The organism is Desulfobotulus sp. (assembly GCF_034006065.1).
Taxonomy (GTDB): Bacteria; Desulfobacterota; Desulfobacteria; order Desulfobacterales; family ASO4-4; genus Desulfobotulus.
Genome location: NZ_JAVETM010000012.1, coordinates 34,101 through 48,464 on the forward strand (window position 1 = coordinate 34,101; position 14,364 = coordinate 48,464).

General features: G+C 56.9%; 11 protein-coding genes. 7 read left to right on the forward strand and 4 right to left on the reverse strand.

Annotation, left to right across the window (positions count from 1 at the left end):
- Positions 1-96: 96 nt before the first annotated feature.
- From RBR60_RS06615 to RBR60_RS06625, 3 genes are read right to left on the reverse strand one after another with little or no spacing between them, the layout of a single operon-like run.
- A complete protein-coding gene (locus tag RBR60_RS06615) occupies positions 97-1,647 on the reverse strand; it encodes an FGGY-family carbohydrate kinase (RefSeq protein ID WP_320355100.1) in 1,551 nt (516 codons plus the stop codon).
- Positions 1,644-3,173 (reverse strand): glycerol-3-phosphate dehydrogenase/oxidase, encoded by a 1,530-nt coding sequence (locus RBR60_RS06620; RefSeq protein ID WP_320355101.1) that lies wholly within the window; start codon positions 3,171-3,173, stop codon positions 1,644-1,646. The genes RBR60_RS06615 and RBR60_RS06620 overlap by 4 nt, the downstream gene beginning before the upstream one ends.
- A gap of 38 nt (positions 3,174-3,211) precedes the next feature.
- Entirely contained in the window at positions 3,212-3,943 is a 732-nt protein-coding gene (locus RBR60_RS06625) for a GntR family transcriptional regulator (protein WP_320355102.1), read from the reverse strand.
- 217 nt (positions 3,944-4,160) lie between these two features.
- Here RBR60_RS06625 and RBR60_RS06630 point away from each other — a divergent pair, with 217 nt between their 5' ends.
- From RBR60_RS06630 to RBR60_RS06640, 3 genes are all read left to right on the forward strand, one after another.
- Complete coding sequence (locus RBR60_RS06630; RefSeq protein ID WP_320355103.1) at positions 4,161-5,153, forward strand: phosphoribosyltransferase; 993 nt, start codon at positions 4,161-4,163, stop codon at positions 5,151-5,153.
- A gap of 78 nt (positions 5,154-5,231) precedes the next feature.
- The gene (gene codB, locus RBR60_RS06635) at positions 5,232-6,491 is read left to right on the forward strand and encodes a cytosine permease (protein ID WP_320355104.1); all 1,260 of its coding nucleotides are present in this window, start codon (positions 5,232-5,234) and stop codon (positions 6,489-6,491) included.
- 13 nt (positions 6,492-6,504) lie between these two features.
- A complete protein-coding gene (locus RBR60_RS06640) occupies positions 6,505-8,286 on the forward strand; it encodes an ARMT1-like domain-containing protein (RefSeq protein WP_320355105.1) in 1,782 nt (593 codons plus the stop codon).
- 75 nt (positions 8,287-8,361) lie between these two features.
- On the opposite strand, the gene RBR60_RS06645 is transcribed toward RBR60_RS06640, so the two are convergent.
- Positions 8,362-9,039 carry a response regulator transcription factor gene (locus RBR60_RS06645; protein WP_320355106.1) on the reverse strand — a complete coding sequence of 226 codons (678 nt, stop codon included), beginning with the start codon at positions 9,037-9,039 and terminating at the stop codon, positions 8,362-8,364.
- 532 nt (positions 9,040-9,571) lie between these two features.
- Between RBR60_RS06645 and RBR60_RS06650 the strand changes: the two genes are divergently transcribed.
- From RBR60_RS06650 to uvrB, 4 genes are all read left to right on the forward strand, one after another.
- Entirely contained in the window at positions 9,572-9,850 is a 279-nt protein-coding gene (locus RBR60_RS06650; RefSeq protein ID WP_320355107.1) for a hypothetical protein, read from the forward strand.
- Positions 9,851-10,023: 173 nt separating this feature from the next.
- Entirely contained in the window at positions 10,024-10,536 is a 513-nt protein-coding gene (ispF, locus tag RBR60_RS06655) for a 2-C-methyl-D-erythritol 2,4-cyclodiphosphate synthase (protein WP_413815451.1), read from the forward strand.
- A 90-nt stretch (positions 10,537-10,626) separates the two neighbouring features.
- Entirely contained in the window at positions 10,627-12,042 is a 1,416-nt protein-coding gene (cysS, locus tag RBR60_RS06660; protein ID WP_320355109.1) for a cysteine--tRNA ligase, read from the forward strand.
- Positions 12,043-12,173: 131 nt separating this feature from the next.
- Positions 12,174-14,180 (forward strand): excinuclease ABC subunit UvrB, encoded by a 2,007-nt coding sequence (gene uvrB / locus RBR60_RS06665; protein WP_320355139.1) that lies wholly within the window; start codon positions 12,174-12,176, stop codon positions 14,178-14,180.
- The last annotated feature ends 184 nt before the right edge of the window (positions 14,181-14,364 follow it).

Sequence of the window (14,364 nt, forward strand, 5' to 3'; positions counted from 1 at the left end):
GGACAGTTGGCGATTCTTTACGCACAGGTCGGCGAAGCTCTGATCCGAAACGATTGCAATGTCACTCACAAAGGGCCTGCGTACCTTAGCTGTTTTTCACCGGCTTTCCGGATACCCCGTGATGTCCCGGATTTTCCGGTACAGGGGGGCAAGAGCCTTGTACATGCGCTGATAGACTTCACTGTAAAGACGGTGATAAAGCCTCACATTGTCGGCATCCGGGACAAAGCGCTGCTGTACCCGCACCATGCGGGAAAGGGCCGTCGTCACATCCGGATGCAGACCAAGGCCCACGGCCGTGACGAGGGCTGCCCCAAGGCCCGAGGTCTCGCAGGTTTCCCCCCGCACCAGGGGGCGGTTGAAAATATCCGCGGAAATCTGACACACCGCATCGCTCTGGGACGCGCCGCCGGAGACGGCCAGGGTGTGGATGGGGATTCTTCCTTTTTTTTCAATGCAGTGCAGGCCGTCCAGAAGCCCATAAGCAAGCCCTTCGATGACGGCCCTGTACACATGGGCGCGGGTGTGGACATCCCCGAACCCGATGAGGCTGCCCTTGGCATCCGGATGGTGGAGACCGGGGCTCCAGAAGGGCTGGAGCACAAGGCCCATGGCTCCGGGCGGGGTTTCGGCCAGAAGACGATCCAGCAGCATTTCCACGGGAAGCTGGCATTCCAGGGCCTCCTGGGTTTCCGGGTGGCCGAACTCGTTCTTGAACCAGGTGATCATCCAGTATCCCCGGAAGATTTCCACCTCAGGATTGTAGTATCCGGAAACGGGGGCGGGGTAGGCGGGCATGAAACGAAGGGGTTCAAAGTAGTCCTTTGTGGTGGTCTGCACCGTGGCCGTGGTGCCGAAGCTGAGACTCGCCATGCCCGGCTGAAAAACGCCGGCCCCTAAGGTTTCGCAGCCCTTATCCGATCCGCAGGCAATCACGGGAAGGCCCTGGACAAGGCCCGTGGCTGCGGCGGCCTTCCGGGTCACATGGCCGATAAGCTCCCCTGGGAGGAGGAGTTTTGGCAGCTTGTCATGGGGAATGGGAAAAAGGCGGCGGTTGATGGCAAAGGGGCCGCTCCAGGCCTGTTTTTTATAGTCAAAGGGCAGATGCCCGATCTGGGAGGCTGTGCTGTCGGAAAATTCACCCGTGAGCCTGTGATGGAGAAAGCCCGATACCTGCATGTAGGAGGCGGTTTTTTTCCAGAGGCCCGGCTGGTTCTGGGCGATCCAGTTGCTTTTGGCGTCGGTCTGGGCCTTGTGGATGAGGTCGGCCGCCCCGGCAAGCCTTAGAAAGGGTGTCAGCAGACCGGGCTTCCAGACCGGAGCCGCCTTGCGCTGATCCAGCCAGGTGATGGCGGGCCGCAGGGGCGTGCCCTGCCTGTCGAGACAGATCATGGTGGCCCGCTGGGTGGCAAGGCCTAAGCCTGCGATGCGGGAAAAGGGCTCCGGTGCTTTTTCTTTCAGGCTGAGGGTGGCCTTGCAGAGATGGTTCCAGAAGAGCTCCGGGTTCTGTTCCGCCCATCCGGGCTTAGGGCTTTCATAGGGCGCGTAACAGCGCTTTTCCGAGGCAATGAGGCGGCCCTGGGTGTCAAAGAGATGGGCGCGCAGGCTCTGGGTGCCGCAGTCGATGGCAAGGAGGATTTCTTTCATCCGGGCACTCCGTGGTCTTTCTGCCAGAGAAGCTGGTAGCGCACCACCTCCGTCTCCCATTTTTCTTCGCGCCAGCCGAGAACGGGCAGGGCCAGCTCCCGGATACCTTCCATGATGTCCATGCCGCCCTCCCGGAGCAGAAGGCCGAGACGCAGGCGGCGCAGCAGAAGATCATCCAGGTGATAGACTCCCCTTTCTCCTGCGGCGAGGGGGATTTCCGCCCAGAGGTGTGCGGTTCCGGGAATTTTTGTCAGAAGCTTGGGGGGAAGGGAGGCCATGCGCTCAAGGAGGTTTCCGTAACGGCAGGAAAGACGCTGCCAGACCAAAGGGGACACGGCATCCGGGCAGGGGATGGGATTTTCCGGAACGAGGGGGGCCTTTTCGTCGGGAAGGGCCATGGGAAGCTGACGGGAGGCGTGTTTCAGGGTGTCCCAGGCCAGTTTACGGAAGGTGGTGAGCTTGCCGCCCGTGACACTGATAAGGCCGGGAGACTGCCAGATTTCGTGTTCCCGTGATTCTTCGGACGGGGCCTTGTCCCCGCCTTCGCTGATAACGGGCCGGAGGCCTGCGAAGGTGGCAAGGATGGCCTTTTCGTGGAAGCCTGCATGGGGAAAGAGATGGGTGGCGGCGGCAAGAAGGTAGCGGGTTTCTTCCTTTGTGATGCGGGGCCGGGCCGCTTCCTGAAGGCCTGCATCGGCATCCGTGGTGCCAAGAAGAAGGGCGCCTTCCCAGGGAAGAAAGAAGACGGGTCGCCGGTCTTGGGGATGGAGAAAGCTCACGGCACTTTCCAGGGGAAGGAGGTCTCTGGAAAAGACCAGATGGCTTCCCCGGAGGGGCCGGATCTGCTGCTTTCTGTCGGGAAGATGGTGGAGTTTTTCCGCCAGCACCCCCGTGGCGTTGATGACAAGGCGGCCTGAGAAGGGTTTTTCTTCCCCGCTTTCTCTGTCCAGCGCCCGGACACCCGTGACCCGGCTCTTTTCGTTTCTGGAAAGGCCCTTCACTTCCGTATAATTGAGGGCCATGGCTTTTTTATATGTGATCCCTTCCTGGATGAGACGCAGCACAAGGCGGGCATCATCCACCTGGGCATCTTCAAAAGAAAAGGCCCCGTTCAGATGCCTTGTTCGGATGCCGGGCAGGATGGTGGTGAGCCTTTTTTCTGGCAGGAACCTGTGGCTCTGTCTGCCAGCCATGAGATCATAGAGAAAAAGCCCTGCCTTCATCTGAAGGGCCGAAGGCCCGGTATCGCCGTAGAGGGGCATGAGAAAGGGGAGCGATGTGACCAGTCCGGGCAGCTCCTTTAAAAGCCTTTCCCTGTGCCGTACGGAATCCAGGGTAAGGTGGAGGGCTCCTTGTTTGAGGTAACGCAGTCCGCCGTGGACGAGCTTCGAGGAGCGGCTGGAAGTGCCGGAGCCAAAATCACGGGCCTCCAGAAGGAGGACGGAAAGGCCGCAGGCGGCCGCTTCCCGGAAAATGCCTGCTCCGGTGATGCCGCCGCCGATGACGATGAGATCAAAGGTCTGCATGGGGTTCCTGTTCTGCATGGTTGGGGGATGGAGCCTGCTCAGGCCGGAATGTCCGGAATGTAGGCGATGGGGGCTTCCGGTGCAGGATCAAGAAGGTTGGGGAAGAGGCGTTGCCAGTACTGAAGGCTCTCCTCCATGGCGGCGGCCACACTTTCTTCAACGGCCTTTGGATTCTGGGGCAGGATTTTTCTCAGCCGCGCATAGTAAAGACGGGATTCCCTGCGGGTCTGGGGATTGTCAAAATAGAAGGTGCCGCCTGCGATAAAAAGCTCCCTGAAATCGTTATACATGAGAAGGGTGATCTGTCTTCCGGAAGCCAGCACCAGGTTTTCCTGGAGCTTCCAGTCAAATTCGGAAAAAGTTCTGGGATCGTCTCCTGGGAGGTTTTCAGGAGCAAGGAAGGTGAGAAGGCTTTCCGGGTCTTTTTGTGCAGCCAGGCGGGCACAGGGCGGAAGAATCTGCATGCGCATTTCTAAGAGTTCGGTGATGAGGGAAAGCGGGATGAATTCTGTGTACCGCGCCAGGGTGCCGAGGATGCCCAGGCCCCCTTTTTTCCAGAAGTCGTTCACCACAGAGCTTTTACCGTGGCGGATGGTGATCCAGCCCTGGCGTTCGAGAAATTTGAGAGTTTCTCTCAGGGTGGGTCGGGTGACCTCCAGGCTCTGGGCCAGCTCCCGTTCCGGTGGAAGGGTCGTGCCTGCGGGCCAGGCTCCGGAAAGGATGCGATGGAGAATGTGGTGTTCCGTGTGGATGGAAGGACGTATGGGCATGGATTTCTCCTGACAGGGTGAGTTTTGGTAAGAGGTCATACCAGTTGAGGCCCATGGTGTCAAGTCAGGCTGGGAGCTTTCCAGGAAGGCAGCTTGGGCTTGACACCCGCATCCCCTGCCTTTAAAAGACAGCAGCCCATGAACGGGAGTTTTTCCCGTATGCATGCCCATACTCCCGCCTTTGCGGGTTTTTTTGCGCCTTGCCAAGGAGAAGTCCATGTCCCTTTCCCAGCCCTCCGTATCGGACTGCGTCCTGCACCCCATGGGAGACGGCAGAAGCTCCGGTTTCCATCGTTTCATCGCATCCACGCCGGAAACCCGTGCCATCTGCAATGATGCCTCTGTCATGGGGGTGGACTATACCGGCAGACTGGAAACCGCCTGTGTCCGAATTCTGCAGAACCTCCGGACTGCGGGAGACCTTTGCCTTGAGGAAAAAGAGAGCCTTGTGTTCAATATTCTCCGGGGCGGTCTGAATTTCGGCCTCCGCGAGGCCCTTTCCCGGGCCTTTGGGTGGAATCGCCACAGCGCGGCCTTTATCAGCGCTCAGCGGGCAAGGATATGCGACGATCCTGAGCATTGGCATATTGTGGAAAGCGAATACAGCAAGGTCTACATGCCGAAGGTGGCAAGCATTGTGGTCGGTGATGTGGTGGCCACGGGCACCAGCCTGGAGCATGCCATGCGAGCCCTGGTCCATGAGGCGGAGAAACAGGGCGCATCCCTGCGCTCCATCCTGTTTTTTACCTTTGGCGGCGTGCGGGCCGAAGAGATCCTGGAAAAGACCCATGGGATGTGCAGGGACCGTTTTGAAGCCTATGAAAACACCACGCTTATTTACCTGGAAGGGCGATTTACCGTACCCACACCGGAAACGCCGCTCACCATTAAACTCACGGGAACGGATCTTCTGCGTTGGAAGGCGGATATGGCGCCTGAGTTTGTGGCTTCCCAGTATGAGGATCCCGCCTTTCCCTTGCAGCGCTGTGCCATCTATGATGCAGGTTCCAGAGCCTTCTGGACGCCGGAACATGTGGCGGATGTGGAAGAGTACTGGATGCAGTGTCAGGCCCTGGCTGAAAAGGGGCTGGGGTTTGCGGATCTTCTGGCGGAGCGCTTTCCGGGGCTTCACCCTGAAGCCTTCGGAAGGGTGGATCTTGGAAAACTCTGCGGTCGGGAAGTTCGCCGCATGCAGGCCCTGAAAAGGTGAAAAAGAGTGCCTGAAATCCGAAGGAAGATCAGGATTTCGGGTTTTACCCTGTACGCATCAGCAAAAGGCGGAAAAACCATGGAAAGAGAGAGAACGGAAGACGGAGATTTTGCCCTGGGCCATGTGGCCGACTCCCATAAGAAGGGATTCTGGCCCATGCTGGTGGTGATGATGGGATTCACCTTCTTTTCCGCCAGTATGTGGGCGGGCGGGAAACTGGGAACCGGGCTTACAGCGGGAGAGTTTTTTCTGGCTGTGATGACAGGGAACCTGCTCCTTGGCTGTTACACGGCCCTTCTGGCCGCCATTGCCGCGAGAACCGGGCTTTCCACCCATCTTCTGGCTCGTTTTTCCTTTGGGGAAAAAGGTTCCTTTCTGCCGTCCTTCCTTCTGGCCATCACCCAGGTGGGCTGGTTTGGCGTAGGAGTTGCCATGTTTGCCCTGCCCGTTCAGAAAGTGACGGGCTGGAATCTTCACCTCATCATCCTTGTTTCCGGCAGCATCATGACGATGACGGCCTGGTTCGGCATGCGGGCTTTAACCCTTTTAAGCTTTATCGCCGTACCGGCCATCGGCATTCTGGGCTTTTTTTCCGTTGGCAAGGCTTTGAATGATTTCGGAGGTATGGATGCCTGGCTGGGTATCCTGCCCGCAGAACCCATGGGCATGTTCGCCGCCATCGGGATCTGTGTGGCTTCCTTTATCAGCGGCGGTACCCTGACGCCGGACTTCACCCGGTTTTCAAAGTCCACGAAAACCGCTGTGTCCACCACCCTCATCGCCTTTTTTTTAGGTAACAGCCTCATGTTTCTCTTTGGGGCTGTGGGTGCCGCCTTTTATCAGCAGGCGGACATTTCCGACGTGCTCATGCAGCAGGGTATGATTGTCTGGGCCATGATCATTCTCGGGCTCAACATCTGGACCACCAATGACAACGCCCTTTATGCCTCGGGTCTGGGTTTTTCCAATATCACCCGGCTGCCCAAAAAGATTCTTGTTCTGGTGAACGGCATCCTCGGCACCCTCATGGCCCTTTATCTTTACAATAATTTTGTGGGCTGGCTGGCCTTTCTCAATACCATGCTGCCTGCCATTGGCGGGGTTCTCATTGCGGATTACTATATGGTAAGGAAGGGACGGTACACCCGTCTGGAGGAAAGCCACTTTGACAGTGTACGTCCCGCAGCCCTCGTCGCCTGGGCCGCAGGTGTGCTGGCAGCCCGCCACCTTCCGGGCATTGCGCCCCTGAACAGTGTGCTCTGCGCCATGGCTGTCTACGTGGCTGCGGAATGGGTTCTGGCCACGTTTTTTTCCAGGACTGAAACCAAAATCGCATAGGAGGATCCTCCCAATGTCGCTTGCAAAGCATCCGGATTCAGAAGCCGGGCGCGAGGAAAGGGAAAAAGCCTCCCAGGACGCCTGGGAAGCGGCATTTTACATTGAAAACCACCTGGACCATGCCACCTATCCCGAGGAGGTCGCCTCGCCGGAGCAGGTGGGATTCATGGTGCATCTTCAGGAAGGGGAGCGCTATTATCCCTGTTCCGAGCAGATGTATGCGGCCATTATGGGACGAAATCAGTCGGAATTTCTCCAGAACCGGTATCAGGAGGTTCTCGTCCGCATTCTGGATGTCATTGATACTTTTATTGAGGATTCCAGAGCCAGGGTTTTTCTCGAATCCCTTATCCGCATTAAGTTTCAGCATGAAACCCGTGATGAATTGATGATTCCCTCCCGTCTGGAAAAACGACTTTTCCGTATTTTTCTCAATCAGACGGACATCATGGATCCCTATCTTCCGGAAAAAAGCCGGAGAAACCAGAAGGCAAGGGAGACGCTCAAGTCCCAGGCCTTCCGGGACGCCTTTGATTTTGTGGATCTTTCCGCCATGAAAACGCCGCCCGTGTCCCTGGGGCGTATTCGGGACAACCTTAACGCCCTGGAGCTGAAGCGGCTTTTCCTTCTTACCGGTGCACGGGAAATCTGGCAGGCAGAGGAGGCGTGGTCGCCGGATCGGGATGCTCTGCTGGAAGTTTTCTCCCGCCCCTTGGTCGGTGACGTGCAGACGCTTTTTTGTTTTCTTGGAGTGCGGGGCGAAACCTTTCAGTGCGGGGAAGACGAGGGACGCAAGAAAATTCTCTGGCTGGCGGACGAGGCCGGAGAGATTCTCATGGATCTCAAAATCATCCGTTACCTTGCCCGCCTTGGACACAAGGTGGTGGTGAGCTTCAAGGGCGAGCCCATCTTCACCAAGGTGGATTTTGCGGATGTGATGGAAGACAGGGTCTTGCAGGAAGCCCTGGATGGGGCGCGCATTGTCAGTGATCCTGAGATCAGCAAAAACGCCCTGGTGGAGATTCTGCGGAAAGAAGAAAACATCGTGGTGATTTCCGATGGCACGCGGGAGAATGTGAACCTGCTTTTGGCCTGCACCACCTTTGCCAGGGCCTTCAAGGAAACGGACGCTGTGATTTCCAGGGGAGAGGAACAGCGCAGACGTTTTTTTGATACCCATTTCCGATTCACCCGGCCGGTTTTCAATATCTGCACAAAGGAAAACGGCGCTGTGGAAATTCTGCATAAGCCTGCGCATCCGGATGTGATCCGCTTTTCCCATTTTGACCTGGAAAGAAGGGCTAAAAACATCATTGAAGAGATGAAAAAGGCCAGGGAAAACGGCATGACCGTGATGTTCTACAGCGGCATCATCGGTTCCATTCCCGGAAAAATTGATGAGGCCAAGCGCATCATGACCACCTTCATTGAGTATCTGCGCAGCGTGTTCGCAGAAACCTTCATCATCAATCCCTCCCAGTATTACGAACCGGGCATGGATGCCGATGACCTCATGTACATGTGGGAGATTGTGCAGCGCAGCGGGTACATCGATATCTGGCGTTTTCAGACCTACGAGGATATCGCCGAGGCTTTCGCCCTTTCAGGGGAAAGGGTGCCTCCGGAGTGGGTGGGGAAAGATGCCACCTATTCCACGGGATGCACCAAAGAGATGCACATTGCCATGGACGTGCTGGCAAAGAATCCGGAAATGCAGCTCATCGGGCCGCCTGCGGAAAAATTCATGCGCAGGAAGGACTATGGGGTGGGGAAGATGCACGACAAGAAATTGTAAACAGGAGCTGCCCCATAGCATCAGGGGCCATCCGGGTAGGCACAGGGCCTGCCCCCTGCCAAGGGGGTGGGCTGGTTATTCCTTCCAGAGATCCACATCAATGAGTCCCAGTCGGGCGGCGTAGCGCACCAGCTCCATGGTGGAGTGCACATTGAGTTTTTTCATGATGTTGGCTCTGTGGTTTTCCACGGTCTTGGGGCTGATGTACAGACGGTCGGCGATATCCTTGGGCGCATGGCCCTCGGCGAGAAGCCGCATGATCTCCTGCTCTCTGGGTGTGAGGGAGCCGTACTCCGTATCCGCTATCTTGGCTTCCTTGACGGGAAACTGCATGAGCTTTTCCACCACCTGGTGCGAGATGGCGCTGTCCAGGTAATAATCCCCCCGCATGGCGGTTTCAATGCCCTGAAGCAGACGGTCTGAGGCCGAATCTTTGGCGATATAGCCAATGGCTCCGGCCTGGAAAGCCTCTGCGATATAATCAATTTTGGCGTGCATAGACACAATGAGAATGCGCAGAGGCAGGGAGGCTGCGGTCAGCTCCCGGGTGATCTGGATGCCGTTGATGTCCGGTAGGGAAATATCCACGATGGCAAGATCGGGCTTGAGGGCCTGGGCCATGCGGATGCCTTCCCGGCCAGTGCCCGCTTCGCCCACAAGTTCAAAGCGCTTGTCCCGCTCAATGATGGATTTGAGACCTTCACGAAAAAGGGGATGATCATCAATAATCAGGATACGGATATGTTCTTTCAAGGGCTCTCCCCGTTTGATTGACGATCCCGCGTACATGCCCTTTGATTTTTTTTGCGTCGGATACAAGCCATATCGCCGGTAAAACTCAGGTCTGAACGTTGGGCGGATGGGGACCGGTAGGCTGTGCCGGATATGCACAATGTGTATCCCCATGTAACACAATCAGCCGTCTTTTCAATCTTTAATCTTGATCATTTTATTTTTTTCTGTTTTGGTGTGCCCGCCTTCAAGAGGACGGCTCCTTTCCATGATGCATGGCTTTATCGAAGTTCTCCCGGTTTTTCGGGTAAAAAACGGGAGACTCTCCCGGGAAAATAGAGGCTTTTCCCTATGGACATCCTTGCATTCTTCTGGAATATGGAAAACAGCGTTTGGTTTATGTTTTTTTAAAAAAACAGTGTTCCATGAAAAGGGTGTCAGATTTCCATTCAATCCGGTTTTCACGCATCACCCGGAACCCCTGGGGTGAAAACAAGAAGGGAAAAGCCCCAGACCACCCGGATGCAAACAGGTTTCCAAAGGGAGGTTGCCTATGATTTCTCCTGCTGTTGCCAATTCTGCTGACATTTGCGCCACACTCCTGATGCGTCTTACGGACCAGGGACTTGCACCTGGGGACGTACACCGCCTGGTGAAAGACGTATACAGCCTGATCCGGGATGGGGGTGCGTTCACTCTGGCCGGGATTAATGCGGCGCTGACCCGCATGGGCTGGGATTCCGGTATCATGGATTCCATTTCTCTGGATCTCCTCATGGTTCTCCTGCAGCATGAATTTTCCATGCACATCGAAATCCACACCGTACATTGATCCTCCAGATTTCCTGAGGTTTTCACCTCCTCTTTCCCATCCGGACAAGATCTTGACCTTACCTTTCGGCGGTTTTACGCCTTTACGCCCCCATGGAGTAGGGATATAAGCATTTTTCGTGGCAGGAATGCTGTATTCACCCTTCAGGCTCCGTGGAGAAGACCATGCATCCTATGGATTTGCGTACGGGAATCGGCAACGATACCCACAGGCTGGTTACAGGACGTCCCCTGATCCTTGGGGGCGTGACGTTCGATCATCCTTTCGGACTTCTGGGACACTCCGATGCGGATGTCCTGACCCATGCCATCTGTGACGCCCTTCTGGGCGCTGCTGGTCTTGGGGATATCGGTCTGCTTTTTCCGGATACGGATCCCGCCTTTGCCGGTGCATGCAGCCTCAGCCTGCTTCGGGAGGTGGGCCTGCGTCTTCGGGAAAAGGGTTTTGTTGTGGTCAACATCGACGCCACGATTTTTGCCCAGGCCCCGAAAATGAGTCCCCACAGAAAGGCCATGGAAGCCAATATCGCCGCAAGCCTCGGCCTGGAGGCGGACCGGGTGAACATCAAGGCCACCACCACCGAAGGTCTGGACGCTGTGGGACGGAAGGAAGGTATTTCAGCCACTTCCATTGCCCTTCTCTGGCGAAGTGGTGTAAAGGAAGCTTTGCAAGGCGAAGCCAAATGATTATAATGCGGCTTCCATCAAGGCAGATTCAGGCCTTTGTTGAAATAAGTGTCTGAATTCCATGCAAATCCGCCGGAGAAAGATTTTTTTATGAGCTTACGCATATACAATACCTTAAGCCGCGAGAAGGAAGTGTTTGAACCCCTGGAGACAGGAAAGGTGCGTCTCTACGTCTGCGGCCCCACGGTGTATGACTACAGCCACATCGGCCATGCCCGGTCCGTGGTTTTTTTTGATGTTCTGGTGCGCTATTTCCGGGCCATGGGCCAGGAAGTGACCTATGTCCGCAATTTTACGGACGTGGATGACAAGATCATCCACAAGGCCAATGAAACGGGATCGGATTCCGCAACGGTGTCCGAGACCTTCATCCGGGCCTTTCACGAGGACATGGACAGGCTGTTTGTGCTCCGGCCCGACATGGAGCCCAGGGCCACGGCCCACATCGGCGACATCATTGATGTGGTGAACCGCCTCATCGAAAAGGGCCACGCCTATCCCGTGGACGGGGATGTGTATTTTGCCGTGGAAACCTTTGCAGGCTACGGCAGGCTTTCCGGAAGAAAACTTGAGGACATGGAGGCGGGTGCCCGCATCGCCGTGGATGAGCGCAAGAAAAACCCCCATGACTTTGCCCTGTGGAAGGCGGCCAAGCCCGGCGAGCCTTTCTGGGAAAGTCCCTGGGGGCCGGGCCGTCCGGGCTGGCACATTGAGTGTACGGCCATGAGCTGCGTGCTGCTGGGAGCCACCTTCGACATCCACGGTGGTGGCAAGGACCTCATCTTTCCCCACCATGAAAACGAGATCGCCCAGAGTGAGGCGGCCACGGGGCAGCCCTTTGCCCGTTACTGGGTACACAACGGTTTTGTGAACATCAATCAGGAGAAGATGTCCAAGTCCCTGGGCAATTTCCTGCGGGTGCGCGACGTGCTGGAAACCTGGCACGCGGAAGCCATCCGTCTTTTCCTTCTTTCCAGCCACTACCGCAGCCCCATTGACTTCACGGATCAGTATCTGAACGAGGCGGGTCAGAATCTCGACAAGATGTACGGGCTTTTCCTGAGGCTGGAGGAGGCGGGGCTTGCCCCTGGTGAGAGGCGGGGCAGTTTCTGGCAGGGATTCCTTGAGGCCATGGATGATGATTTCAATACCGCCAAGGCCCTTGGCCTTGTGTTTGAGGCCATCCGCACGGCCAACCGCCATCTGGATGGGGGGGATGCCCAGGGCCGGGAAGAAGCGGTTCTGCTGGCGGGAGATCTCAAAGCCATCACAGGGATTCTGGGACTCTGCCATGAAACGCCTGCGGCCTATTTTGCCGCCAAAAAGGAAAAGGGGCTTTCTTCTTCAGGCCTGGATGCCAGCGCCATTGATGCTCTGGTGGAAGAACGCACCCAGGCCCGGAAGGATAAGAATTTCAAGCGGGCCGATGAAATCCGTCAGCACCTTGCCGCCATGGGCGTGGTGCTGGAAGACAAGCCCGAAGGCACCCTGTGGCGGATGGAATGAAAAGGGAAAAAAAGGGGACAAAGGAGAAGGGGGAGGCAGCGCCCGTCAGAAAAAAAGCTTCCGGAACCTCCCTCCTCCCGGCCTCCCTTCCCATGGAAGAAGGCAGATCCTCAGATCTTGAATCCTCAGATATGGAAGAAGGCGCATTCCACATTGTTTCGGCCTTTGAGCCCAAAGGCGACCAGCCCCGGGCCATCGAGGCGCTGACCCAAGGGCTGAAGGCCAGGGCCGCGCATCAGGTGCTGCTCGGTGTCACGGGTTCCGGGAAAACCTTCACCATGGCCCATGTCATTGCAAGAATCGGGCGGCCCACCCTCGTCATTGCGCCCAACAAGACCCTGGCCGCCCAGCTTTTCAATGAGTTCAAGCTGCTCTTTCCCCACAACGCCGTGGAATACTTTGTCAGCTACTACGACTACTACCAGCCCGAAGCCTACATCCCCTCCAGCGACACCTACATTGCCAAGGACTCGGCCATCAATGAGATGATCGACAAGATGCGCCATTCCGCCACCCGCTCCGTGCTCACCCGTAAGGATGTGATTGTGGTGGCCAGCGTTTCCTGTATCTATGGCCTGGGCGCTCCGGAGGATTATCTGGCCCTTCGGGTGGAGCTTGCCGTGGGGCAGGAGCTGAGCCGGGACAAACTGCTCCGGGATCTCACGGCCATGCAATATACCCGCAGTGATCTGGATTTCCACAGGGGCACCTTCCGCGTCCGGGGGGACAGGGTGGAGATTTTCCCGGCCTATGAGGAGAATCAGGCCGTGCGGGTGGAGTTTTTCGGGGATGAGATTGAGGCCCTTTCCGAAGTGGATCCCCTGCGTGGGGAGGTGCTGCGGAAGATGCGGAAAACCGCCATCTTTCCCGGCAGCCATTATGTGACGGAAAAGACCACCCGCAAGCGGGCCATCAGCGCCATTGAAGCGGAACTGAAGGAGCGCATCGCTTTTCTGCGCGGGGAAAACAAGCTGGTGGAAGCCCAGCGCATTGAAGAGCGCACCCGCTATGATCTGGAAATGCTCCGGGAGATCGGCTACTGCACCGGCATCGAGAACTATTCCCGTCATCTTACGGGCCGCAATGCAGGCGAGCCGCCGCCCACCCTCTTTGATTACTTTCCCGAGGATCTCCTTGTGGTTTTTGATGAATCCCACATCGCCGTGCCCCAGGTGGGCGGCATGTACAAGGGAGACCGCTCCCGCAAGGAGACCCTGGTGAATTTCGGTTTCCGCCTGCCTTCGGCCCTGGACAACCGGCCTCTGAAGTTTCCGGAATTCGAGAAAAAGGCGCGTCAGGTGATTTACGTGTCCGCCACACCGGCAAACTATGAGATGGAAAAGGCCGAAGGCCGGGTGGTGGAGCAGATTGTAAGGCCCACGGGGCTTGTGGATCCTCTCATTGAGGTGCGGGGGGCGGAGCATCAGGTGGATGACCTCTATGATGCCATCCGGGATTGCCTTGGCCGGGGTTTCAAGGTGCTGGTGACCACCCTGACCAAGCGTATGGCCGAAGACCTGACGGAATACTACACGGGCCTCGGTATCCGGGTGCGCTACCTGCATTCGGACATTTCTACCCTGGAGCGCATTGAGATCATCCAGGATCTGCGCATGGACCGTTTTGACGTGCTGGTGGGCATCAACCTTCTGCGGGAGGGGCTGGACATTCCCGAGGTGGCCCTTGTGGCCATACTGGACGCGGACAAGGAAGGCTTTCTGCGTTCGGCCCGTTCCCTCATCCAGACCTGCGGCCGTGCGGCCCGAAACGCCATGGGCAAGGTCATCATGTATGCGGACCGCATTACGCCCTCCATGGCCCAGTGTCTTGAAGAAACGGATCGCCGACGTAAGATCCAGCTGGCCTTTAACGAAGCCCACGGCATCACGCCGGAAACCATCTCCAAGGCCATCGGTTCCCTGATAATCTTTGGTGTTGCGGATGCAGAAACCCCGGTTCTGGATCAGGTGGCGGAAAAGGCCCCTGTTTTTGGTACGGATAAAAAGGGGGGGGATCTTGCCGCCATTATCGCGGGCCTGGAGGCGGAGATGCTGGCGGCTGCGGAAGAACTGGCCTTTGAGCGTGCGGCGAGGCTGCGGGACAGAATCCGGGAGCTTCGGGGCATTCAGGATCTGTGAACATGCTGTAAAGGTTTGGCCGAGGTGGTTTGTGATGCAGGGTACACAGGGTTTTTGTGAGTGACATTGCAATCGTTTCGGATAAGAGCTTTGAAGGCCTGTGCGAAAAGAAGCGGCAACTGTCCGAAGTCGGCACAAAAGGCAGCGTACGTGAAGCCGCTATGGTAACCTGAGGGGGCAATCT